The 23,418-nt window shown below is 69.5% G+C and carries 15 protein-coding genes; 5 read left to right on the top strand and 10 right to left on the bottom strand.

Features of this window, described 5'->3' with window-relative positions; all coding sequences use genetic code 11:
* Positions 1–308: 308 nt before the first annotated feature.
* The 3 genes from VF592_RS10885 to VF592_RS10875 form a co-directional block, all read right to left on the bottom strand.
* Positions 309–581, bottom strand: a complete 273-nt coding sequence (locus VF592_RS10885) for a hypothetical protein (protein WP_331005644.1) — start codon at positions 579–581, stop codon at positions 309–311.
* Positions 582–1,057: 476 nt separating this feature from the next.
* On the bottom strand, positions 1,058–4,732 hold the full coding sequence (locus VF592_RS10880; RefSeq protein WP_331005643.1) for a PAS domain S-box protein: 3,675 nt from the start codon (positions 4,730–4,732) through the stop codon (positions 1,058–1,060).
* A gap of 111 nt (positions 4,733–4,843) precedes the next feature.
* Complete coding sequence (locus VF592_RS10875) at positions 4,844–6,163, bottom strand: AarF/ABC1/UbiB kinase family protein (RefSeq protein WP_331005642.1); 1,320 nt, start codon at positions 6,161–6,163, stop codon at positions 4,844–4,846.
* 107 nt (positions 6,164–6,270) lie between these two features.
* On the opposite strand from VF592_RS10875, the gene VF592_RS10870 reads away from it, so the two are divergent.
* The 5 genes from VF592_RS10870 to VF592_RS10850 all read left to right on the top strand — a co-directional run bounded on the left by VF592_RS10870 (position 6,271) and on the right by VF592_RS10850 (position 13,963).
* A complete protein-coding gene (locus tag VF592_RS10870; RefSeq protein WP_331005641.1) occupies positions 6,271–6,825 on the top strand; it encodes a DUF2231 domain-containing protein in 555 nt (184 codons plus the stop codon).
* A gap of 90 nt (positions 6,826–6,915) precedes the next feature.
* The gene (locus VF592_RS10865) at positions 6,916–8,670 is read left to right on the top strand and encodes a diguanylate cyclase (protein ID WP_331005640.1); all 1,755 of its coding nucleotides are present in this window, start codon (positions 6,916–6,918) and stop codon (positions 8,668–8,670) included.
* A gap of 109 nt (positions 8,671–8,779) precedes the next feature.
* Positions 8,780–11,971: a bifunctional cytochrome P450/NADPH--P450 reductase gene (locus VF592_RS10860; protein ID WP_331005639.1), complete on the top strand. Its 3,192-nt coding sequence runs from the start codon at positions 8,780–8,782 to the stop codon at positions 11,969–11,971.
* 46 nt (positions 11,972–12,017) lie between these two features.
* Complete coding sequence (locus VF592_RS10855; RefSeq protein WP_331005638.1) at positions 12,018–13,517, top strand: wax ester/triacylglycerol synthase family O-acyltransferase; 1,500 nt, start codon at positions 12,018–12,020, stop codon at positions 13,515–13,517.
* A gap of 2 nt (positions 13,518–13,519) precedes the next feature.
* Positions 13,520–13,963, top strand: a complete 444-nt coding sequence (locus tag VF592_RS10850) for a phasin family protein (protein ID WP_331005637.1) — start codon at positions 13,520–13,522, stop codon at positions 13,961–13,963.
* 255 nt (positions 13,964–14,218) lie between these two features.
* On the opposite strand, the gene VF592_RS10845 is transcribed toward VF592_RS10850, so the two are convergent.
* The 7 genes from VF592_RS10845 to VF592_RS10815 are packed head-to-tail and all read right to left on the bottom strand — an operon-like array spanning position 14,219 to position 23,218.
* Entirely contained in the window at positions 14,219–15,028 is an 810-nt protein-coding gene (locus VF592_RS10845) for an esterase/lipase family protein (protein ID WP_331005636.1), read from the bottom strand.
* A 50-nt stretch (positions 15,029–15,078) separates the two neighbouring features.
* Positions 15,079–15,639: a GNAT family N-acetyltransferase gene (locus VF592_RS10840; protein ID WP_331005635.1), complete on the bottom strand. Its 561-nt coding sequence runs from the start codon at positions 15,637–15,639 to the stop codon at positions 15,079–15,081.
* On the bottom strand, positions 15,615–16,679 hold the full coding sequence (locus VF592_RS10835; RefSeq protein ID WP_331005634.1) for an alpha/beta fold hydrolase: 1,065 nt from the start codon (positions 16,677–16,679) through the stop codon (positions 15,615–15,617). Before VF592_RS10835 ends, VF592_RS10840 begins: the two co-directional genes overlap by 25 nt.
* A gap of 16 nt (positions 16,680–16,695) precedes the next feature.
* Positions 16,696–17,067, bottom strand: a complete 372-nt coding sequence (locus VF592_RS10830; RefSeq protein WP_331005633.1) for a poly(R)-hydroxyalkanoic acid synthase subunit PhaE — start codon at positions 17,065–17,067, stop codon at positions 16,696–16,698.
* A gap of 31 nt (positions 17,068–17,098) precedes the next feature.
* Positions 17,099–18,745, bottom strand: coding sequence for an efflux transporter outer membrane subunit (locus VF592_RS10825; protein WP_331005632.1), 1,647 nt, complete (start codon positions 18,743–18,745; stop codon positions 17,099–17,101).
* Positions 18,742–21,972 carry a multidrug efflux RND transporter permease subunit gene (locus VF592_RS10820; protein WP_331005631.1) on the bottom strand — a complete coding sequence of 1,077 codons (3,231 nt, stop codon included), beginning with the start codon at positions 21,970–21,972 and terminating at the stop codon, positions 18,742–18,744. The genes VF592_RS10825 and VF592_RS10820 overlap by 4 nt, the downstream gene beginning before the upstream one ends.
* A 4-nt stretch (positions 21,973–21,976) precedes the next feature.
* Positions 21,977–23,218 carry an efflux RND transporter periplasmic adaptor subunit gene (locus VF592_RS10815; protein ID WP_331005630.1) on the bottom strand — a complete coding sequence of 414 codons (1,242 nt, stop codon included), beginning with the start codon at positions 23,216–23,218 and terminating at the stop codon, positions 21,977–21,979.
* Between the last annotated feature and the right edge of the window lie 200 nt (positions 23,219–23,418).

Genomic DNA, 23,418 nt, shown 5'->3' with positions numbered 1-23,418 from the left:
GACTTAATCCGTGCGATGTTCCTTAGCGCGTCTGCAAATTGGTCTGAGGACGAAGGTTTGCCGACTTGGCCTGCCTATCTCGCAGACAGGTACGTAGGTCGTTATGGGCGAAACGGTCGCGGACGACTGTGGGGCGACGATGATTTCGCCGAAGTGTCGCCTTAGCCGGATACAGCACTTTCGCGGATGCTATCTGAACGATACGCTGGTGTCGTAATCGGTGCGCGCGAGTTATTTCACGTCATTGACCTGCCAGGCCTAGTGACTGATCTAAATCTTGAGTGGGTTGGCATGCGATGATTGAGGCGCTACGGACGCCGCGACCTGCCAGCCCGGATCTGGATCACCTGTAAGCGGACGTTGTTTCGGGTGACGGAGTCCGCGACCCGAAGCGTGTCATTCTTCTTTGCGTCCGGCAGTTTCTGAAACCAATCGGATTTCAGCGTCTCATCCAGCGGTACGCATGCGGTGATCACCGCCTCGGCCACGTCGGATGCGCTGTCGCCAGACCGTTCCAGCGCAACGGTCTGGGTGGAGAGGCAGTCGGTATATGCCGATAGCATGAGCGCTAAGATGATCATTTGGCCATCTTACCTTCCTAACCCGTCCTGACCAGTCCCAACGGTTTGTTGGTAGATACGTTGGTAGGCTGGACGGCAGGCATCAAAAATATACACTGACAACAATGGTTTAAGCCAATCAATCGAATCCTGCCGCCCCAGCCAGTCGCGGCCGGATCAGGCCCACAGGCGGTAGCCGAGGCCCGGTTCTTCGACGATCAGCGCGGGCGTCGTCGGGTCGGCTTCCGGCGCAGGTTGCGGACCACCAGGGGCCGATGTTCGGCCGGGCGGTCGTGCGAGGGAGGCCAGACCGCCGCCGGTATGCGATCAAGCGTGACCACCCGGCCCGGTGCCCGGCTCGAGCGCGGCGGCCTTTTTCTCCACCGCCTCGCGCGCGGACACGATGGCCACCGTCGATCCCCGCTCGAGCGCGCCGATCAGATCCAGCCCGTCGCGGTCGGGCAGCCCGAACCATCGTCGCGCACGGCGCCGGTGTCTCAGGCCATGGTTGCGCGCCGCGCGAGGCTCGCCAGCCGTTCCGCCAGTTCGGCGTTCCGGAACGGCTTGGTAAGTCGCGGCAGGTCGGGGGCGATGCCGTCGACCTCCGCATAGCCCGACACGATCAGAATGGGCAGGTCGGGGTCGAGCGCGCGCGCCGCCCGGGCGAGCTCGGCGCCGCTCATCCCCGGCATCAGGTGATCGGTGACGAGCAGGTCGGTCGCGATCCCCTGGCGGAGCAGCGCGAGCGCCTCTTCCGCCGACCCCGCCTCGACCACGTCATACCCCAGGTCGGTCAGCATGTCGGCGGTGCTCATCCGCACCAGTTCCTCGTCGTCGACCAACAGCGCCCGGCCCCGCGCCTTGACGGTCGGCGTCAGCGAGGGCGCGTCTGCCTCGCCGGCCAGCGAACCCGCGCTGACCGGCAGCCAGAGCGCGACGGTCGTGCCGTGACCGGGCCGGCTTTCCAGGTCGAGCCCCCCGCCGAGCTGTGCGGCCAGGCCATGGACCATCGACAGCCCCAGCCCGGTGCCCTTGCCGATGCCCTTGGTCGAGAAGAAGGGCTCGATCGCGCGTCGCACCGTCTCCGCGTCCATGCCCATCCCGGTGTCGCTCACCGAAAGGCGGACATAAGGACCCGGCTTCAGCGTCGCGTCGCCGCCGGCGGGCACGGTCGCGGGGGCGGCCGCGATCGTCAGCGTGCCCCCATCGGGCATCGCGTCGCGCGCGTTCACCGCCAGGTTGAGCAGCGCCATTTCGAGCTGGTTGGCGTCGGCCCGCGCCGGCGGCAGGCCCTCCGCCAATTCGACCCGGATATCGATCTTGGGCCCGATCGTGCTTCCGACCAGCCCCGCCATTCCGGCGACGAGCTGGGGCAGGTCCACCGCGCTCGCCTGGAGCGGCTGGCGCCGCGCAAAGGCGAGCAGGCGCTGGACGAGCGTCTTGGCGCGTTCGGCCGACTGGAGCGCGCCGTCGATCAGCCGCCGTTCGCGCTCGTTGCCGAGCCCCCGCCGGATGAGCATGTCGAGCGAGCCGACGATCGGCGTGAGCAGGTTGTTGAAGTCGTGCGCGACCCCGCCCGTGAGCTGGCCCATCGCCTCCATCTTCTGGCTCTGACGAAGTGCCTCCTGCGCCTGTTCGAGTTCGAGCGCCGCTTCCTTTTCGGCGGTGACGTCGCGCCCGACCGCGTAGAAGACGTCGTCCTCGGGAACGAGCGCCCAGGAGATCCAGCGCCATGACCCGTCGGCATGGCGCAACCGGTCCTCGAACCGGTTCACGCTTTCGCCGCGCAGCAGCCGATCCATGACGGCGCGGACCGCCGCGTGATCGTCCGGATGGACCTGCTCGCCGAAGGGCATGGCGAGCAGCGTCGCCGCGTCCAGCCCGAGCGTCGTCTCCCAAGCGGGATTGATGGCCTTGAGATAGCCGTCGAAGCCCATGATCGCGAACAGGTCGCGGCTCATCTCCCAGACGCGGTTGCGCTCGGCGGTCTGTTCCACGACGCGCTGGACCAGTGCTTCCTCGACCCCCTTGCGCTCGTCAATGTCGATGACCGACCCGACATAGCCCAGATAGTCGCCCGCCTCGTTGAACCGCGCGGCGGCGGCGTCGATCGCCCAGCGATACACGCCGTCCGCACGGCGCACGCGAAAATCGACCTGATAATCGCGCTGTTCGGCGTTCGCGGTCAGAAAAGCGGTCTCCGCCAGGGGGCGGTCGTCGGGATGGACCGCGTCGAGCCAGCCCAGCCCCTCGCCCTCGCCCACGGCCTGGCCGGTGAACTCGTACCAGCGCGCGTTCAGATAGGTGCAGAAACCATCGGGGTTGGTGACCCACATCATCACCGGCGCGCGGTCGGCCATGGAGCGGAACCGCGACTCGCTTTCGCCGAGCGCGGCTTCGGCGGCGCGGCGGTCGCTGATATCCTGGATCAGCGCGTAATAGCCCTCCACCTCGCCGCCGAGGGCGATACGGGGAAGATAATCGATGTGCACATGGCGTTCACCGCCATCCTTGTACGGCACCAGCTGTTCGGACGAGACGCGCTCACCCGCCAGGGTGCGGTGGATCTGCATCTTCAGATCCTCATAGGCCGCATCGCCGATCACGTCGCGGACATGGCGACCATATAGCTCATCCCTGCGGTGGCCGAACCATTCCTCATAGGCCTTGTTGTTGAACCGGTAGCGCTCGTCGCGGTCGACATAGGAGATGAGCACCGGGAGCGCGTCGGTCAGCATGTTGAGCTCGTGCTCGCGCTTGGCGAGTTCCGCCACCGCGCGCGCGCGTTCGAGCACATCCCAGGTGCGGCTCGCGACCGCTTCCGCCAGCTCGATCTCCGCGGCGGTCCAGTCGTGCGGTTCGCGGCTGTGGACGTTCAGATTGGCCACGAACCGGCCGTCCTTGACCAGCGGGACGCTGACCAGCGCGCCCACGCCGATCGCGTCGAGCATGGCGCCGCTGCTCAAAGTGGCCGGATGGACCCGCACGTCCGGCACGACGAGCGTGACCCCCGCCCGGAGCGCGGCCACCAGTTCCGCCCCGAAATCGGCCAGCGCCAGCCGGTCCGGCAGGTGGGCGACCGCGCCGTCGGTCCAGTCGCCCTCGGTGACCGCCACCCCCTGCGCCTCGTCGATATCGGCATAGACGACGCGCATCGCCCCCAGTCGTTCGCCCAGCGCGCGCGTGGTGGCGGCGACGATCTCGCGCGGGTCGCTCATCGGGCGCAGCGTGTCGCCCAGCGCGACCAGGAACGTCTCGCGCGCGCCCGTCTCCCGCAGCACATGATCGGCGCGGACCCGCTCGGTGACGTCATGACCTTCGCAGAAGATGCCGACGACCGTGCCCGCCTCGTCGACGATCGGTTCGTAGATGAAGTCGAGAAAGCGTTCTTCCTCCAGACCGTCCGGTCGCGTCCGGAAACGGACGGGGGCGCCGTGCGCGACATGGCGCTCGCCGGTCGCGTAGACGCGGTCGAGAAGGGCTTCGAACTCCTGGTCGACCAGGTCCGGGAACGTCTGGCGCATCGTCCTGCCGACCGCGCCGCGCTCGCCGAACAGCCTGACATGCGCGTCGTTGACGAAGTCGAAGACGTGGTCGGGACCCCGCAACGTACAGATGAAGCCGGGCGCCTGGGCGAACATGCGCCGCTGCCGCTCGGTCTCGTCGGCGCGCTGACGCTCGGCGAGCACCTGGTCCGTCGTCTCGGTGCAGGCGCAGAACATACCTGCCACCCGGCCGCTCTCGTCCCGGATCGGCGAATAGGAGAAGGTATACCAGCTATCCTCGGCATAGCCGTTGCGGTGCATGACGAACCGCAGATTCTCGTGATACACCGCTTCGCCGGCCAGCGCCCTGGCGACCAACGGCTCGACATCGGTCCAGATGTCCGACCAGAGCTGCGCGAACGGGCGGCCCAGCGCGCCCGCGCGCTTGCCGCCCAGGATCGGCGCATAGCCGTCGTTGAACAGGAAACCGAGCTCCTCGCCCCAGGCGAGGAACATCGGAAAGCGCGAATTGAGCATCAGCCCGACGACCGTGCGCAGCGACTGCGGCCAGTCGGCGGGCGGTCCCAACGGCGAGGTCGACCAGTCGTACGACCGCATCAGCGCCCCCGTCTCGCCGCCGCCGGTCAGAAAGGATAGGGCGTCGTCACGATCCTTGACCTCGATCAATCCCACTCCCTCCACTCTTGCCGGCCCGGCCGTCGTCCGAAGCGGGCCGTGGCTCCTTAATCGAAGCGAAAGCATACGTCATCGGGCAAGATCGCCCGGGCCGGGACGCGGTCAGAGATGGCGCTCCAGCATCGCGCGTACCGGCACCCGCGCCTCGAGCCGGCTGGCGAGGAGAAACATGCCCGCCGCCTTGCGCTGCAGGAACAACGTGTCGATCGGCGGCAACCCGTACAGCTTGCGCTCGGCCGCCAGCGCCACGCCGTGATCGCGCAGCGCCAGGCTGAGCGCCTTGTCGCCGAAGTCGAACACCGCGTCGCGGCGCAGCGCGGCGGCGACCAGATCGACCATGTCCAGCACCGCTTCCCGATAGGCGGCCGGGGCCACGGGGTCGAACAGGCGCGCGCCGATCAGCGCCGCCCGCCTGTCGTCGCGATCCCCGGCCAGCACCGCGCGCGCCACCGCCCGGTGGGCCGCCACGATGTCCGCGTCGATCGCGCGGGTCGCGCCGAAGTCGAGCAGCGCGATGCGGCGGGTCGCGAAGCAATAGCGGAAATTCGCGAAGTTCGGGTCGGTCTGGATCAGCCCCCATTCGAACAACTCGCGCAGCGTCAGGTCGACCAGCGCGGTCACGGCGCGGTCGCGTTCGGCCTGGGATGCCGCCGACAGCGCCTCGATCGGGGAACCTTCGACGAACGACATGGCGAGGATCGCGGGGGTGGTCAGGTCGCGCTGGACGGCCGGCACGACAAAGGCGGGCGCGTCGGCCAGCAGCGCCGCGAAGCGGGCCAGATGATCGGCCTCCAGCAGGTAGTCCGCCTCGTCGCGAAGCTGGCGCTTGGCCTCGGCGAGGAGCGGCGCGACATCGAGCGTGTCGGGGATCACGCGCGACAGGCGCAGCAGCGCCGCCAGATTGTCGATGTCGCCGTCGATGCTGTCGCGGATGCCGGGATATTGCACCTTGATCGCGAGATCGCGTCCGTCGCGGGCGCGGGCGCGGTGGACCTGGCCGATCGACGCGGCGGCGATCGGCCGGTCGGACCAGGCGTCGAACCGCCCGCGCCAGTCACGGCCCCATTCGGCCGCCAGCACGGCGTGGAGCTGGCGCGCGGGCATCGGATCGGCGTCGGCGCGTAAGCGGGCCATGATCTCCGCCAGCTCGGGCGGCAGCAGCTCGCCCGCGTCCATCGACAGCAACTGCCCCATCTTCATCGCCGCGCCGCGCATCCGGGCGAGCTGGTCGGCGACGCGCCGGGCGTTGGCGGGGGTGAGCAGCAGGTCGCCCATCGCCGGCCGCTCGCCGCGTGCGAGGCGCCGCGCGCCGTCGGCCAGCATCGACCCCGCCACCCCGCCCGCCATGCTCCCCAGCCGGGCGAGCCGCGACAGGCGGCGACGGGGCACGGCGGCGGCGGAGCGGGAGGGCGGGCTGGTCATGGGCGCTATATGGGGGGCCGTGCCGCGCCGGCCATGCGGAACGATCGGGGGAACGCGCGCGCCCGGCCGTCGTTGGATGGTGAGCGTTAATCAGCGGAGGAATTCCCATGACATCGGCGGCGGTCACGGCGGTTGGCGACACATTGAACCCGGTAGACGGCGATCGCGGCCACCCGTTGCGCGGCGTGCCGAGCACGGCGGCGATCGGCGGCCACCCGATCCATCCGATGGTGGTCCCCTATCCCATCGCCTTCCTGACCGGCGCGGTCGCGAGCGACCTGGCGGCGCGGAGCACGGAGGATCCGTTCTGGGCGCGGATGTCCAAATGGATGCTGGGCGCGGGCATCGTCACCGGCCTGGCGGCGGGCGCGGTCGGCGCGGTCGACTATTTCACCATCAAGCGCGCGCGCGAGAAGAAGACCGGCAAGCTCCACGCCTATGGCAATCCGCTGGCGCTCGGGCTGGCGGGGGCGAGCCTGTTCGCCCGGCGCGGCGACGACGACGCGGCGCCGAGCGACACCGCGCTGGCGCTGAGCGCCGCGACCGCGGGCATGGTCATGCTGACCGGCTGGGCGGGGGCGGAATTATCCTACCGCCACATGGTCGGCGTGATCGGCGCCAACGACCAGCACGACCATGCGGAAAAGCAGCTCGTCCACTAGGACGACCGCCGGCCGCCGCGTTCCGGCGCGGTGAAGAAGTGATCAACCCTATCTTCATTTCCGCTTCGCTACACCGGGCGGGTGAGGACGATGCGCACCTGGATCGGATCGGCCGCGGCCAAGACGGCGGGCGCTTATCTGATCGCGGGCATGTCCCTGATCGCGATGACCCGCTTCGGCGGCGGGGTCGCGTGCCTGTGGATCGCGACGGCCGTGCTGATCGCGGGACTGACCGTCAGCCCGCGCCGGCGCTGGCCCGGCATCGTCGCGGCCTGTGCCTGTTCCAGCCTCATCGGGACCGTGACGGTCGGCGTGGGGATGATGGCCGCCGCTCCGCTCGCCTTTCTGAATATGTCCGAGGGGCTGATCGCGGCCCTGCTTCTTGCCCGTTTTCGGCTGCGGAGCGACTCCCTGGACTCCTTGGAACGGTTGGCGCGCATGGTCCTCGCGGTCGGGATCCTGGCGCCGCTGGCGACGGCGCCGCTGGCGGCCTGGGTGGTCATGCTGGCCACCGGAACCTCCTTTGCCGACAATCTCCTATTCTGGTTCGTCGGCCACGGGCTGGGCAATGTCACCGCCGTGCCGATCTTCACGATGATCGCCTCGGGCGGGGTCGGGCGCTGGGTGCGCGGCGCGTCGCGCGAGCGGCGGTTCGAAGCGGTCGCGCTGCTCGCGCTGGTCGGCAGCGTCACGGGCGCGGTGTTCGCGCAGCGATCCTTTCCGGCGTTGTTCCTGCCCGTGCTGCCCGCGATCGTCGCCACCTTCCGCATCGGCCGGCTGGGCGCGACCGCGTCGGTGGTCATCATCGCGACCGTCGGCGGCTATTTCAGCGTGAGCGGGTCGGGACCCATGCGGTTGATCGACGGGGACGCCGCGACGCGCGCGCAATTCTTCCTCTTCTATCTCGCGGTCACCGTCCTCACCGTGCTGCCCGTCGCGGCCGAACTACGTCATCGCCGCGCGGTGTTCGACCGGCTGCGCGAAAGCGAGGCGCGCTATCGCCTGCTCGCGGATCATTCGTCGGACATCGTCCTCAACCTCGATCTCGACGGGATCATCCGCTACGCCTCGCCCTCGATCGCCCAGCTGGGCGGCTACACGCCCGAAGCCGTGATCGGATCGAGCGCGGTCGAGCTGGTGCTGCCCGAAGACCGCGAGGCGGTGACGCGCGCGCATCGGCGTGCAGTGGGGGACCCCGAGCGGACGATGACCGTCGAATATCGCGCCACCACCGCTGCGGGCGAGGTCCGCTGGTTCGAGATGCATACGCGCGGCGTCCGCGACGAGGGCGGCGTGGTCACCGGCGCGGTGGCCGCGATCCGCGACGTCGACCGACGCAAGGCGATCGAGGGCGAGCTGTCGCTGGCCGCGGCCACCGATCCGCTGACCGGGCTGGCCAATCGGCGCATCTTCGACGCGGTGCTCGACCGCCTGGTGGAACAGTGCAAGGCCGGGTGCGTCGCGATCTTCGATCTCGACCATTTCAAGCAGATCAACGACCATTGGGGCCATGACGCCGGCGACCGGGTGCTGGTGGCGGTCGCCGAATGCGCACGCGGGGCGCTGCGCGACGGCGACCTCGTGGCGCGGCTCGGCGGGGAGGAATTCGGCGTGCTGCTCCCCGGCGCCGACCGCGACCAGGCGCGCGCCGTCTGCGAGCGGCTTCGCCGGATCATCGGCGACCAGCGCCTGTCGGTCGCGGGAACGGGCATCCGGGTCACGGCCAGCATGGGCCTGGCCGCGATCGTGCCGGGCGTCACCCGCCTGACCGTCATGCGCGCGGCCGACGCCGCGCTCTACGCCGCCAAGGCGGGCGGACGCGATCGGCTGAATCTCGCGGCCTGAGCCGCTTGGTCGGCCCTCGTCGCCGCCGGCGAGGAGTCGATTACCGACACGTCATGTTGCGCGGGCGCGCGCGACGTGGTGGAAAGGCGTGGTCTAGGAAAGGACCGCGATGGCGACCCGGATCGATCGTGCCAGCATTCCCACGCCCCCCGGCCTGCCGGTCGTGGGCCATCTGCACCAGATCGCGCGGTCGGGGCTCGTCGGTCATCTGCTGCGCGTGTCGCGCGACTATCCCGACGGCATCTTCAAGCTGAAATTCGGCAGCCGCGTCGCTTCTTTCGTCACCGACCCCGACCTGATCGCCGAGCTGTCGGACGAGACGCGGTTCCGCAAGATGCCCGGTCCCGGCCTGCGCGTCGTCCGCCGCTTCGCGGGCGACGGGCTGTTCACCGCGTTCAGCGACGAGCCCAATTGGGGCAAGGCCCACCGTATCCTGCTTCCCGCCTTCAGCCAGCGCGCGATGCGCGGCTATTTCGACATGATCGTCGAGGTCTGCGACCAGCTCGTGCGGAAATGGACCAGGGCGTCGGGCACCGACGTGCTCGTCGCCGACGACATGACGCGCCTGACGCTCGACTCGATCGCCATCGCGGGCTTCGGCCACCGCTTCGACAGTTTCGAGCGCGAGGAGCTGGACAGCTTCCTGGTCGCGCTGGGGAGCGCGCTTGGCGAATCACTCAACATCATCACCCGGCTGCCGATCCAGAACCGCTTTGCCAAGCGGTCCGCCGCGCAGTTCGACGCCGACATCGCCGAGATGAACGCGCTGGTCGACGGCGTCATCGCCGACCGCCGCGCTCATCCCACGGACGGGCGCGATCTGCTCAACCTGATGCTCACCGCGGTCGATCCTGAGACGGGCGAGGGGCTGGACGACGTCAATATCCGCTATCAGGTGCTCACCTTCCTGATCGCGGGGCACGAGACGACGAGCGGGATGCTGACCTTCGCGTTCAGCTATCTCCTCCGCAACCCGGCGGTCCTCGCCCAGGCCTATGCCGAGGTCGACCGCGTGCTGCCCGGCGACGAGCGGCCCGATTACGCCGACGTCGCCCGGCTCGACGTGATCGAGCGCATCCTGAACGAAGCGCTGCGCCTCTGGCCGACCGCGCCCGCCTTTACGGTCGCGCCATACGAGGACGCGGTGATCGGCGGCCGATGGCATCTGCGAAAGGATCGCCCGGTCAATATCTTCGTGCCCGGACTTCACAGGAATGCGAAGGCCTGGCCGGACCCGGAAGAGTTCGACATCGACCGCTGGCTGCCGGAGAATGCGGCCAGGCATCACCCCCATGGCTACAAGCCCTTCGGCAACGGCGCGCGTGCCTGTATCGGTCGCCAGTTCGCGATGGTGGAGGCCAAGATCGCGATGGCGATGCTGCTGCGCGCCTTCTCCGTCAGCGATCCGCACGGTTATCGGCTGCGGATCAAAGAGACGCTGACGATCAAGCCCGACGCGTTCTTCATGCGGGTGCGCACCCGCCAGCCGCATGAGCGGCTCCGGCTCGGGGTGAGCGAGGCGGTGGTCGAGGAGGCGAGCGTCGCCGCCGTCGCGGGCACCGGCCGGCGCTTCGCGGTGCTCTACGGCACCAGCCTGGGCACCGCGCGCGACATCGCGGAGGAGCTGGCCGAACGCGCGCGCGTCGACGGGTTCGAGGTGGTCGTCCGATCGATGGACGACGCGCTGCGCGGCGGCGCCGAGCCCGAGGACAAGGTTATCGTCGTCGTCACCGCCACCTATAATGGCCGGGCGCCCGACAGCGCGGTCGAGGTCGAGCGCGCGATCGACGCGGGCGCGTTCGAAGGCGCGGACTGGTCCGGCGCGCGCTTCGCGGTGCTGGGCGTCGGCAACAGCCAATGGCCCAATTACCAGCATTTTCCCAAGCGCATCGACGCCGCGATCGAGGCGACGGGCGCGGCCCGGCTGCTTCCACGCGCCGAGGCGGACGGGCAGGGCGATTTCGACGGCGCCGTGACCGGCTTCGTTCGCGACCTGTGGCGGGCGCTGGGGTCCGCCGCCGAGCCGAGCGAGGCCGCATCCTCGCTGTCGCTCCGTCCCATCGATCTGGGCGAGGCGCGCGCCCAGGCGTTGCCCGAACATGCCCAGCGGCTGGAGATCGTCGCCAATGACGAACTCGTCCGCCCCGCTGACGGGCTGTGGGACTTCGCCGTTGAGCCGCCGCGCCCCTCGACCCGGCTGATCCGCGTCCGGCTGCCCCAGGGCCAGCATTACCATACGGGCGATCACGTCGCGGTCTATGCCCGCAACCGCCCCGACCTGGTCGAGCGCGCGCTGACGCGGCTCGCCCTCGACGGCGCGGCCCAGCTGCGGGTCGAGGGACGGGGCGGGCGCTTCAAGCATCTGCCGCTCGGGCAGACGGTGACGGTCCGCCAGCTCCTGACAGACTTCGTCGAATTGTCCGATCCGCTGCCCCGGCGCGCGCTGACGGTGGTCGCCGGGCATACGCGCTGCCCAAACACCGGGCGCGCGCTCGACCGGCTGGACGCCGACTATGAGGGAGAAGTCGCCGCCAAGCGACTGACCTTGCTCGATCTGCTCGACCGGCAACCCGCCGCCGAGCTGCCGCTCGACGCCTTCGTCGAGTTGTGCGCGCCGATCGCGCCGCGCTTCTATTCGATCGCGTCCAGTTCCCTGGTGTCGCCCGACGCGGCGGACCTGTTGGTGGGCACCATCGCCGCGCCGGCCTGGTCGGGGCTGGGCGAGCACCGGGGCTTCGCCAGCGGCTATATGGCCGGGGTGGAGCCGGGGACGCAGGTGTTCGGCTATGTCCGCCGCCCCAATCCGCCCTTCGCGCCCCCTGTCGATCCGAGCGTGCCGATGCTGCTGATCGGTCCGGGCACCGGGTTCGCGCCGTTGCGCGGTTTTCTTCAGGAGCGTGCGGCGCAAAAGGCGGCGGGCGAGACGGTAGCGACCAGCCTCCTCGTCTTCGGATGCCGCCACCCCGATCACGACTGGTTCTGCCGCGACGAGATGGAGCGGTGGCGGGACGAGGGCGTGGCCGACCTGCTCCTCGCCTTTTCCGCGGTCCCGTCGCATCCCTGGCGCTTCGTCCAGGACGCGCTCTGGGCCGAGCAGGAGCGCGTCTGGGCGATCCTGGAGGCGGGAGCGTCGGTGTTCCTGTGCGGCGACGGCCGCTTCATGGCCCCGGCGGTGCGCGATACGCTGATCCGCATCTGGATGCAGCAGGTCGGCGGCGCGCATGCCCAGGGATCGGAGTGGCTCAATCGCCTGATAGAGGATGGGCGCTTCCATCAGGATGTATTTGGTTTCGGGAAATAATCCTCGTCCGGAACAGCCGGAGAGGTAGTGAGCAAGGAGAGAGCCGATGCAGCAACTGAGCGCGATGGACGCGTCGTTCGTCTATCTGGAGACGCCGCATACACCCATGCACATCGGCTCGGTCGCGATCTACGATCCCTCCACCGCGCCGGGCGGGTTCGTGCGGTTCAAGGATATCCTGCAGTTCATCGGATCGCGACTGTCGGGGGCACGGTCGTTCCGTCAGCGGCTGGTGCGGGTGCCGTTCGACCTCGACCATCCATACTGGATCGAGGACCCGGAATTCGACATCGAATTCCATGTCCGCCACATCGCGCTGCCCAAGCCCGGCGACTGGCGCCAGCTCTGCATCCAGGTCGCCCGGCTTCATGCCCGCGCGATGGACATGACCAAGCCGCTCTGGGAATTCACCGTCATCGAGGGGCTCGACAATATCGAGGGCCTGCCGCCCGGCTGCTTCGCGCTGGTGTCCAAGGTCCATCATGCCGCGATCGACGGCATGTCCGGGGTCGAGATGTCGGCCGCGCTCCACGATCTCGACGCGAACATGACTCCGCCGGGCGCGGTCGATAGCTGGCGGCCCGACCATATGCCGCATGTCGCCGACCTGCTGGTGCGCAGCTATTTCAACTCGCTGGCCCAGCCGATGCGCGTGATGGAGACGATCGGCCGCTCGCTGCCCGGCATGGCCAAGCTGACGAGCGAGGTGCGCCGCGGCGACGTGTCGCTCCGCAACGCCCGCCCTGCGCAGAAGACGCGGCTCAACGGCAAGGTGTCGGGGCACCGGGTCTGGGACGCGGTGCCGTTCAAGCTCGCCGACATCCGCGCCATCAAGGACGCCGTGCCCGACGCGACCGTCAACGACGTGATCCTCGCGGTAGTGGGAGGAGCCTTGCGTAAGTATCTGGGTAGCAAGGGCGAACTCCCGCGCGAGACGCTGACCGCCATGGCGCCGATCTCGGTCCGCGGCGAAGCGGGCAAGGGCGCCATGGGCAATCAGGTGTCGGCCATGGTCGTGGGGCTGGGCACCCAGATCGAGGATCCGATCGAGCGGCTGCGCTTCGTCCATCAGGAGGCGGTGAACTCCAAGGCGCTGACCGGTGCGGTCGGGGCCAAGAACCTGGCCGATTACAGCCAGCTCATGCCCGCCGCGCTCGCGGGGCTGGCGGCGCGGCTCTATACCCGCATCGGCGCGGCCAACGCGCACAGCCCGGCCTTCAACTGCGTCGTCACCAACGTGCCGGGCAGCCGGGTGCCGCTCTATTTCGCGGGTGCGCGGATGGTGGGGATGTACGGGACGGGGCCGATCTTCGACGGGATGGGGCTCATCAACACCATCTATTCCTATGGCGCGACGATCGCGGTTTCCTTCACCTCCGATCGCGACATGATGCCCGATCCCGCCGCCTATGCCGACGCGCTGCGCGAGACGTTCGAGGCGATGCGCGCCGCGGCCGTGAAACCAAGCGCCTTGCCGCCGGTTGAAGCCAACGAGAACAGGCCGGCCCCCAAGCTCAGGAAGCTGGCGATCCGCGAAGGAGTATGACCATGGCCGACGACGATCAGAATACCAACCAGGGCGCCGCGATGGGCGCGAGCGCGGGTGCCGCGGCGGGCACCGCCGCCGGCGGGGCGGCCGACCGGATGCGCGAGGGCGCGCAAAAGGCGCAGGCCGCGTTCGGCGAGCAGGTGATCGAGCCCGCCCGCCGCGCCGGCGAAGCGATGCGCGCGAGCGGCCAGAAGGTCGCGGAGAACAGCTCGCAGATCGGCGTCAAGATGATCGACCAGGCCGAAACCAACACCCACCAGGCGTTCGACGCGATGCGCCGCGCCGCCCAGGCCAAGGACCTGTCCGAGGTGATGAAGATCCAGGGCGAGTATCTGCGCGAGCAGAGCACCCGGTCGATGACCCAGGCGCGCGAGATCGGCGAGCTGATCATGCAGTTCGGTCGCGACGCGGTCGGCGGCATGCGCGGCGGCGGTCAGGGCTGAACCGATCCGGGGAGGACCGATGACGGTTCTCCCCTTCTACCGTCATGCGGGACCTGATCCGGCATCCACCCGTTCGCGGGCCACCGGCGCAGTCGTGCATGGACCTCGGCTCAAGGTCGGGGTGACAGAAAGAGAATAGTAGAAGCGCCGGAGCCCACCAACCGACACTTGTCACGTCGACCCTCGCCAACCTGATGACGCCGCCATCGGGTTCTCCGATCACGGATGGCAGGACGGCCCCGGCCGCCCCGGCGATCAGGCATGGCCGGCACGGGGATAGACCCACGCCTTGAACCCGGTGCGCTTGAAGGGCGCCCAGCCATCCTCCGCCTGCGCCAGGCGGTCGGCGACGGCGTAGAGGACCGACGGATTGACGCCCAGACCGCAATGGCTGCCATGAACCTCGATATTGTCGGTGCCGACGGCTTCGGGCTCGCGGCAATTCTGCCAGGCGACGACCCCGTCCTCGCGCGAATAGATGGCGGTCGAGGGGACCGGCGGGGGCGTCATGCTCTCGGCGAGCTGGCCGCGCGTATGCGGATCATCGATCTTCTGGCCCGTCATCGCCTCGTAGAGCCGCCACACATTGGTCGCGCGCGGGCTGCCCGCGAAGGGTGAGCCGAGCGTGATCACCTGGCGCACCGCGTCGGGCGCGCGCCGCGCGACGAGCCGCGCCATGACGCCACCCAGGCTCCAGCCGACGAGGCTGACCGTCTGGCCGGTCCGCTCATGAATCTCGCGCAGTTTGGCGACCAGCTTCTCGCCCTCGCGTCCGATCGCACGGGGTCCGAGATTGCGGCCCAGATCCCAGGTGCAGGCGTCATAGCCGAGCCGCGTGAGGAAGCGCCGCAGCACCGCGGTCGAGGCGTCGCTGGTCATGAAACCGGGGAGCACCAGCACCGGATGCCCGTCGCCGCGCGGCGCGGCGGCAAGAAGCGGCCCGGCGGCGGCGGCGAGCGAGCCGAGCTCGGCGAGCGCGCGGGGAAGCTCGGTCAGCGCGAGCAGCGCGGAGGGGGCACGGGTCGAATGGTCGGCCGAGCCGACGGCATGGATGGCGGTCGCCATTTCAGGACTCCTGGAGATTTATGGATATAATGCACCGCAGCATAAATGGTTCATTCTACGCCGAAAGCTTCGTGGCGAGCGGCCACGCCCCCCGCGTCATAGGACAGGATGGCGAGGTCGAAGCTTCGCCCCGACGGGTCGCGGACATGGTCGCGCAGCAGCGCCTCGCCGCGAAAGCCCAGGCTCTCGAACAGCGACACCGCGCCCGCCTGGTCGGGGGTCATCCGCGCCGTCAGCTTGGCGAGTCCGCGCTCGCGCGCGATCGCGAACACGCCTTCCAGCAGGTCTCGCCCGAGTCCCACGCCGCGCCGCTCGGCCGAGACGAGCAGCCGCACCTCGCCGACATGGGGGCTCCAGCCCAGCGGATCGCGCACCAGGGCAGCGGTGCCGATCACCGCGCCGTCCCCTTCGTCCTCGGCGACCAAGCTGTCGATCCAGCCTTCCGCGATCGCGCCCAGCCACGCCTCGACGACGCGCGGATGACGCAGGTCGCGGCCCAGGAACAGCAGGTCGTGCTCGGGCAGCGCGCTCGCGAAGGTCGCCATCTTCTGGCGGTCGGCGGGCTCGAAGCGGCGTACCCGGTGGCTCATGTCGACCTGGCTCCCAGCCACTGGTTCAGTTTCGGCCAGAGCCGCTTCACCGCATTGCCGCCCGCGACCAGGCTGACATGCCCGCCTTTCAGCACCACCTCCTCCTTGTCGGTGCCGCCGATCATCCCGATCAGCGGCGCGGAGGCGGCGGTGGGGACGATATGGTCATGCTGCGCGACGACGTGGAGAAAGGGCGCGGTGATCCGGGCCAGGTCGACCCGCCGCCCGCCCAGGTCGAGCGTCCCGTCGAACAGGCGGTTCTCCCACATCAGCAATTTGGTCGTCTGACGGAAATATTCGCCCGCCAGCGGCAGGATGTCGGTCGCCCAGCGATCGAACATGCGGAAGGAGCGGACATATTCGTCGTCGTGCAGCCCTTCATAGACGCGCGCGATCGTCGTCGCGCGCGTGCCGGGCCGCAGCATGTCGAAGGCTGTGTAGAGATAGTCGCCGGGGCAGTTGCCGAAGGTGTCGACCAGCCGGTCGACATCGAAGAAGCGGCGGTCGGCCCAGGCCTGGAACATGTCCATGTGCGAGAAATCGACCGGGGTGGTGAAGGTGACGAGATTGGCGAGCGTCCGCCCGCCCTTGAGCGCCGCCCAGAGCAGCGACAGCACCCCGCCGAAGCAATAGCCGATGACGCTGAGGTCGGGCTCGCCGGTCTCGTCCGCCACCCGCGCGACCGCCTGGGGCAGGAAGTCGAGGACATAGCTTTCCAGCGTCAGCACCTTCTCGTCGGCGCGCGGCGGCGCCCAGTCGAGCATGAACACGTCGAAGCCCGCGTCGAGCAGATATTCGACCAGGCTCTGCCCCGGCACCATGTCGAAGATATAGCCGCGATTGGTGGTCGCCATGACCAGCAGCACCGGCACCCGGTACACGTCGTCGACGCGCGGGCGGTAGCGGTAGAGGCGCATGGTGCCGCGCTCGATCAGCACCTCCTTGGGGCTGGCGCCGAGCACGGGGGCGGGGGAGGTGAAATAGCCCAGCCCCTTGATGTTGCGCGCCATCGCCCGCTCGAATTCCGTGCGGGCGGTGTCGAGGAGGTCGGCTTCGGCCATCAGGCGCGTCGGTATTTCACGCGTCGGGCGTCGCCGGGGGCTGGCGATTGCGGCTGGGTCCCGAAACCGGCGCAGGCTTGTCGCCGCCGCCCCCGCCGAGCGCGTCGATCTTCGCTTCGATGCGGAACAGCGCGCCCTCGATGCGGGCGATGCGGGCGGACAGGTCCTCGACCTCGCCCCGGCTGGGCATGTTGGCGGCGGCGAGCGCGCGCTCCATCAGGCCGTGAAACGCCGCCTGCGCCTGGGCGGTGGCGTTGCTGGCGCCGCCGATCAGCCGCGCGACCTCGTCGGTCTTGAACGTCTGCCCGCCGACCGAGTTGGTCAGCTTCTCCCATTCGCCGATCATGGTGCGGAACAGCGCGGTGGGATCGGGCGGGGTGGTCGACATGGCCGCATCCTCGACCCGGGAACCGCACCCGTCAAGGGCGTGTACGCGGCGCCTCCGGGACAGGCGGGAGGTCGGGAAGGGGCTGGTCGCCACGGGGCACGCCGGCCGCCGTGACGGGCAGCGGCCCCTGCGCGCTCGTCTCCAGCGTCGCGTCGCCGCCGAGCGCGCGGTAGAGCGCGACGCGGTTGATCCCCGCCGTCAGCTGCGTCGCCACGAAGGTGCGCTGCGCGGTATAGGCGGAGCGCTGCGCATCGAGCAGGGTCAGGAAAGTGTCGATCCCGCCCCGGTAGCGCGCGTCGTTGAGGCGCAGCGTCTCGTCGGTGGCGTTGAGGAGCAACTGGCTGGCGCGGAGCTGTTCGGCGATCGTCCCCTGGCGCGCGAGCGCGTCGGCGACCTCGCGAAAGGCGATCTGGATCGCGCGCTCATAGCCCGCCAGCGCCGCGTCGCGCTGCGCCCGCGAGAATTCGACGTTGGCGCGCGCCGCGCCCGCGCGGAAGATCGAATAGCTCGCGGTCGGCGAGACCGAGGCGGTGAAGGCGTCACCCGAGAACAGCCCGCCCAGCGAGCTGCTCGCCAGGCCCAGGATGCCGGTCAGCGAGATGCGCGGGAACAAAGCCGCGCGGGCCGCGCCGATCTCGGCATTGGTGGCGCGCAGTTCGTACTCGGCCTGGACCACATCGGGGCGGCGCAGCAGCACGCGGCTGTCGAGCCCGGCGGGGAGCACCGCGAGCGTCGGCGCGGCCTCCTCGATCGAGGCGGGCAGCAGGCTTGGGTCGACGCCAGACCCGACGAGCAGGGTCAGCGCGTTGACGTCCTGCGCGACGAAGGTCCGCTGTTCGGCCAGGTCGCGCTGCGCGGTGGCGAGGATCTGCTGCGCCTGGGTCAGGTCGGACCGGGGGACGATCCCGCCCTCCAGCCGCGCGCGCGTCAGGCGGACGCTCGCTTCCGCGCTTTGGGCGGTCTGCTCGGCGACGCGGAGCAGCGACCGGTCGGCGGCATAGGTGAGCCAGGCTTGCGTGATATCGCCGACCAGGATCAGCCGGACGCTGCGCGCCGCCGCTTCCTGCGCGAAATAGCGTTGCTGGGCGGCGCGGGTCAGCGAGGCGACGCGGCCGAACAGGTCGATCTCGAACGCGGTGACGCCGATATTGGCCTGGAAGCTGCTCCCGCCCCCGCCCGTCGACACGGTGGTGCCGGCGCCGCCTGTGCCGCCCGGATTGGTGCTCCCGCCCGTGCCGGTCCCGGTGCCACCCGTACCGGTTCCGCCCGTGCCCGTACCGCCCGTGCCCGTGCCGCCCGTGCCGGTTCCCGTCCCGCCGGTGTTGTTCAGCGTGGAGCCGTTGCCCGTCGAATAACGGTAGTTTCCGGTCGCATCGATCTGGGGAAAGCGGTCGGCGCGCTGGATGCGATAGAGCGCGCGGGCGGAGCGGATATTGGCGACCGCGACCCGCAGGTCGCGGTTGTTCGCCATCGCCTGTTCGATGATCGCCTGGAGCCGCGGGTCGCGGAAGATGTCGCGATAGGTGATGGCGGGCAACGCCGCCTCCGACTGGCGCAGATAGGCGTCGCCGACCGGCCAGGACGGCGGCACCGGCGGCTCGGGCCGGGCGAGGCGCGGGTCCATGGAACAGCCCGCCAGCGCGGCGGTCGCCAGCAGGAGCGCGAGATGCCGGGTCATGCCGGCTGCTCCGTGCCCGGCTCGCGCTTGGCGCCCTGATGTCCCGTGGGCCGGCCGCGGATCTTGGCGACGCCGTCGCGCACCCCGCGCCGCACCAGCACGAAGAAGAAGGGGATGTAGAAGATCGCCAGGATCGTCGCGGTCAGCATCCCGCCGATCACCGCCGTGCCGATGGCGATGCGGCTGTTCGCGCCCGCGCCCGTCGAGATGGCGAGCGGCAGCACCCCGAAGATGAAGGCGAGGCTGGTCATCAGGATCGGGCGCAGCCGCAGCCGCGCCGCCTCCAGCGCCGCGTCGATCACCCGCGCGCCGCGTTTTTCCGCCTGTTCGGCGAATTCGATCATCAGGATCGCGTTCTTGGCGGCCAACCCCATCGTCGTCAGCAGCCCAATCTGAAGGTACACGTCATTGATCAGCCCGCGCAGCGTCACGAACAGCACCGCGCCGACGAGCCCCAGCGGGATGGTCAGCATCACCGCGACGGGGATCGACCAGCTTTCGTACAGGGCCGCCAGGCACAGGAACACGACCAGCAGCGACAAGCCGTACAGGATCGGTGCCTGGCCCGAGGACAGCGCCTCCTGGAAACTCAGCCCCGACAGTTCGAGCGAGGTGCCGGGGATCTGCGCCTGAAGCTCGCGGATACGCTGAAGCGCCTCGCCCGAGCTGCGCCCCTCGGCGGCCGCACCCTGGATCTCGACAGACGGAATGCCGTTGAAGCGCGCCAAGGTGGTCGGCGCCTGGCTCCAGCTCGTCCGGGCGAAGGAGGAGAAGGGCGCCATCTGCCCGCTCGACCCGCGCACGAACCATTGGTTGATGTTCTCCGGCTCGGCCCGGTAGGGCGCGTCGCCCTGGACGTAAACGCGCTTCACGCGCCCCCGGTCGACGAAGTCGTTCACGTAACGCCCGCCCCAGGCGATCGACAGCGTCTCGTTGACCGCCTGCTGCGTCAGCCCCAGCGCGGCGAGCCGCTGCTGGTCGGCGTCGACGCGCAGCGTGCCCACATCGGGCAATTCGGTCTGCCGCACCGAGGCGAGCGCGGGATCGCCGCGGGCCGCCGCCAGCAGCTTGTCGGCCGCCGCCTTGAACTGCGCCTGCGTCAACCCACCGCTGTTCTGGAGCTGAACGGTGAAGCCGTTCGACTGGCCGAGGCCGCGGATCGCGGGGGGCACGAGCGCGAAGACCTGCGCGTCGCGAATGCCCCGGAACGCGGCCGAGGCGCGCGCGACGATGGCGTCCGCGCCATTCTCCTTCCCCTCGCGCTGCGACCAGTCGACGAAATTGACGAAGGCCTGGCCGGTATTCTGGCCGCTGGTGCCGCCGCCGCCGCCGCCCGATACGGAGAACATGGTGCGCAGATTCTTGCCCTCGGGTCCGGCGAGATAATCCTCGACCTGGCGCTGCACCTGGAAGGTACGCCCCTGGGTCGCGCCTGCGGGAAGCTGGAACTGGACGATCGCGCCGCCCTGGTCCTCGGTCGGCAGAAAGCCCGTGGGCAGGCGCAGGAACAGCACCGCGAGCAGCGCGACGGTGGCCGCATAGATGGCGATGAACAGCCATTTGCGGTTCACCACCGTCTTCACGCTGCCGACATAGCGCTCGATGCCGCGGTCGAAGCTGGCGTTGAACCAGTCGCGCGCGCGCCCGACGCCGTGCGCGACGCGGGGCAGCTTGCGCGCGAACCAGCCATCGTCCGCCGCCTCGCCGTCCTCGCGGCGCTTCTTCTGCTTGAGCAGATTGGCGGTGAGCGCAGGCGACAGGATGATCGCGACCAGCGCCGACAGCATCATCGCCGACACGATGGTGATGGAGAATTGGCGATAGATGACGCCCGTCGACCCGCCGAAGAACGCCATGGGCAGGAACACCGCCGACAGCACCAACGCGATCGCGACGAGCGCGACCGTGATCTCGTTCATCGACTGGATCGTCGCGTCGCGCGGGCTCATGTCGGGATTTTCCTCGAGCAGCCGCTCGACATTCTCCACCACCACGATCGCATCGTCGACCAGCAGGCCGATGGCGAGCACCAGCCCGAACAGCGTCAGCGTATTGATCGAGAACCCCGCCACGTAGAAGATCGCCACCGTTCCCAGCAGCACCACGGGCACCGCGATCGTCGGGATCAGCGTCGCGCGCCAATTCTGCAGGAACACGAACATGACGATGACGACCAGGATCACCGCCTCGATCAGCGTCTTGACCACCTCCTCGATCGACAGCTTGATGAAGTCCGTCGAGTCGTTGGCGAAGCCGTATTTCAGCCCCGGCGGAAAGCTTTTCGATGCGGTCGCGACCTGCGCCTTGACCAGCTCGGCCGTCGCCAGCGCGTCGGCGCCGGGCGCGAGCAGGATGGCGAGCCCGGCGCCCGGATGGCGATTGACCCGCGACAACGCCGCGTAATTCTCGGCGCCCAGCTCGACCCAACCCACGTCGGAGATGCGCACCGTGGCGCCGCTCGGCAGCGTCTTCAGGATGATGTCGCGAAATTGCTGGGGAGTCTGGAGGCGGGACTGGGCCGTCACCTGCGCGTTGAGCAATTGCGTCATCGGCTGGGGCTGGCCGCCCAGCTCGCCCGCCGCGACCTCGGTATTCTGCGCCTGGATCGCCGACACGACGTCGCCCGGCATCAGCTGGACGCCCGCCAGCTTGGCCGGGTCCAGCCAGATGCGCATGGCGTATTGCGAGCCGAACACATTGGTGTCGCCCACGCCGGCGACGCGCCCCAGTGGGTCCTGGAGCGTGGAGACGAGGTAATCCGACACGTCGCGGTTGGTCAACCGGTCGGTCTCGTCATAGACGCCGACGAGCAGCAGATTGTCCGGGTTCGACTTGCGGACGACCAGCCCCTGCTGCTGCACCTGCTGCGGCAGGCGCCCGATCGATGCCTGGACCTGGTTCTGCACCTGAACCTGCGCGATGTCGGGATCGACGCCCTTGTCGAAGGTGGCGGTGATCGTCACCTGCCCGCGCGAGCTGGACTGCGACTGGAAGTACAAAAGCCCGTCGATGCCCGTCAGCGTCTGTTCGACGACCTGGGTGACCGAATTCTGGATCGTCTCCGCCGAAGCGCCGGGATAGTTGGCGCGGATCGTCACCTGGGGCGGAGCGACATCGGGATATTGCGCGATCGGCAGCGCGAACATGGCGCCGATACCCGCCAGCATGACGATGATCGCCAGCACCCAGGCGAAGATCGGCCGGTCGATGAAGATGCGCGAGAACATGGGTTTAGCGGCTCTTTCCGGCGCCCTGGGCTTTCATCCGTTCCATCTGCTCGGGCGAGGGAGCCTGAACGCGCTGCGGCGTGTCCGCGGGGACGGGACGGACGGTGGCGCCCGGCCGCATGGACGGGAGCAGGCCTTGCGTGATCACCCGGTCGCCGGGATCGAGTCCCTTGGTGACGACCCAATACTGCCCCTCGGTCCGCTCGGCGGTGACCTGGCGCTGGATCGCACGGTTGTTCGGCCCGACGACATAGAGCGTCGCCGCGCCCTTGGGATCGCGCGATATGGCGGGCTGTGGCACCAGAAAAGCGCGGGTGTTGATCGCCTGGGCGAACCGCGCCTGGACGAACATGCCCGGCAGCAGCAGCCCCTGCGGGTTGGGGAAACGCGCGCGCAGCGTCACCGTGCCGGTCGACTGTTCGACCACCACCTCGGAGAACTCGACGGTCCCGGCATAGCCGTAATCGCTTCCATCCTCCAGCTTGAGGCGGACCTGGGCGCGCGCGGGAACGACCCCGCCCCCGGCGAGCGAGCGGCGGAGCGAGAGGAGCGCGGAGGAGGATTGCTGGATGTCGACGAAGATCGGGTCGAGCTGCTGGATCGTCGCCAGCGGATCGGCTTGGCTGGTCGTGACCAGCGCGCCGACGGTGAACAGCGACCGGCCGATCCGCCCGCTGATCGGCGCGGGAACGGTGGCGAAGCGCAGATTGACGCGCGCGGTCTCCAGCACCGCGCGGTTCTGCGCGACGGCGGCGGCGCTTTGGCGCGCGGTGGCGGCGGCGTCGGTATAATCCTGCCTCGACACCGCCTCGATCTCGGCGAGCGGGCGGAAGCGGTCGGCACGCACCCGCGCGGCCTCGGCGGTCGCCTGCGCCGCGGCGACATTGGCCTGCGCCTGGTTGACGGCGGCGCGGTAGAGCGAGGGGTCGATCTGGTAGAGCGGCTGGCCCCGGCGGACGATCTGCCCTTCCTCGAAGAAGCGGCGCTGGACGACGCCCGACACCTGGGGGCGGACCTCCGACGATTGAAAGGCGACGGTACGGCCGGGCAGGGTCGCTTCCAAGGCTACGTCGGTCGGCTGGACGACGACGAAGCCGACCTCGGCCGGCGGGCCGCCCGGCGCACCCGGCCCGGCCTTGCCCTGGGCCTTTTCCCCGCCGCCGCCGCACGCCGCCAGCGCGATCGCCAGAACCGATGCACCGACCGCGCGCAGGCGCCCGCCCGCTTCACCGACTGTTCGCGTCACCCGTATCTCCCGAACCGCGCCGGGCCGACCCGTGCGGATGCTGCAATGCGCCACGCCCCTCGCGGTTGCAATCGCGTTCGGGAACGGTCCCGATCCGCAACCGATCGGACGGGCGGCGCCTCGTCCCCCGCGCCTGAATTGCGGGTGAACGGCGGTTCAGCTTCGGCGCGGCGGATCGGTGGGGAACAAAGCGCCCCGCT

The organism is Sphingomonas sp., from assembly GCF_036388435.1.
GTDB lineage: Bacteria > Pseudomonadota > Alphaproteobacteria > Sphingomonadales > Sphingomonadaceae > Sphingomonas.
Note: the sequence above shows the minus strand (reverse complement) of the source record. Positions and strands in the feature narration are given on the sequence as shown.